The organism is Gilliamella sp. CG13 (assembly GCF_046635805.1).
GTDB lineage: Bacteria > Pseudomonadota > Gammaproteobacteria > Enterobacterales > Orbaceae > Gilliamella > Gilliamella apicola_I.
Genome location: NZ_JBIDFM010000016.1, coordinates 3,389 through 4,738, shown reverse-complemented (window position 1 = coordinate 4,738; position 1,350 = coordinate 3,389). Strand labels below are relative to the sequence as shown.

Sequence of the window (1,350 nt, the reverse complement as noted above, 5' to 3'; positions counted from 1 at the left end):
CCCATATGGGATTAGCTAGTTGGTGTGGTAAAGGCTCACCAAGGCGACGATCTCTAGCTGGTCTGAGAGGATGACCAGCCACACTGGAACTGAGACACGGTCCAGACTCCTACGGGAGGCAGCAGTGGGGAATATTGCACAATGGGGGGAACCCTGATGCAGCCATGCCGCGTGTATGAAGAAGGCCTTCGGGTTGTAAAGTACTTTCGGTAGTGAGGAAGTTGTGTGTATGAAAAGTGCATGCAGTTGACGTTAGCTACAGAAGAAGCACCGGCTAACTCCGTGCCAGCAGCCGCGGTAATACGGAGGGTGCGAGCGTTAATCGGAATGACTGGGCGTAAAGGGCATGTAGGCGGATAATTAAGTTAGGTGTGAAAGCCCCGGGCTCAACCTGGGAATTGCACTTAAAACTGGTTATCTGGAGTATTGTAGAGGAAGGTAGAATTCCACGTGTAGCGGTGAAATGCGTAGAGATGTGGAGGAATACCGGTGGCGAAGGCGGCCTTCTGGACAGATACTGACGCTGAGATGCGAAAGCGTGGGGAGCAAACAGGATTAGATACCCTGGTAGTCCACGCTGTAAACGATGTCGATTTGGAGTTTGTTGCCCTGAGTGATGGGCTCCGAAGCTAACGCGATAAATCGACCGCCTGGGGAGTACGGCCGCAAGGTTAAAACTCAAATGAATTGACGGGGGCCCGCACAAGCGGTGGAGCATGTGGTTTAATTCGATGCAACGCGAAGAACCTTACCTGGTCTTGACATCCACAGAATCTGGCAGAGATGCTGGAGTGCCTTCGGGAACTGTGAGACAGGTGCTGCATGGCTGTCGTCAGCTCGTGTTGTGAAATGTTGGGTTAAGTCCCGCAACGAGCGCAACCCTTATCCTTTGTTGCCATCGATTAGGTCGGGAACTCAAAGGAGACTGCCGTTGATAAAGCGGAGGAAGGTGGGGACGACGTCAAGTCATCATGGCCCTTACGACCAGGGCTACACACGTGCTACAATGGCGTATACAAAGGGAGGCGACCTCGCGAGAGCAAGCGGACCTCAGAAAGTACGTCTAAGTCCGGATTGGAGTCTGCAACTCGACTCCATGAAGTCGGAATCGCTAGTAATCGTGAATCAGAATGTCACGGTGAATACGTTCCCGGGCCTTGTACACACCGCCCGTCACACCATGGGAGTGGGTTGCACCAGAAGTAGATAGCTTAACCTTCGGGAGGGCGTTTACCACGGTGTGATTCATGACTGGGGTGAAGTCGTAACAAGGTAACCGTAGGGGAACCTGCGGTTGGATCACCTCCTTACGAAGCGCTCGTAAGTGTTCACACAGATTGTTTGTTTAGA

1 rRNA gene is annotated in these 1,350 nt (G+C 52.6%); it reads left to right on the top strand.

Features of this window, described 5'->3' with window-relative positions:
- Positions 1-1,310, top strand: a 16S ribosomal RNA gene (locus ACGH6R_RS11080); the annotation flags it as partial.
- Between the last annotated feature and the right edge of the window lie 40 nt (positions 1,311-1,350).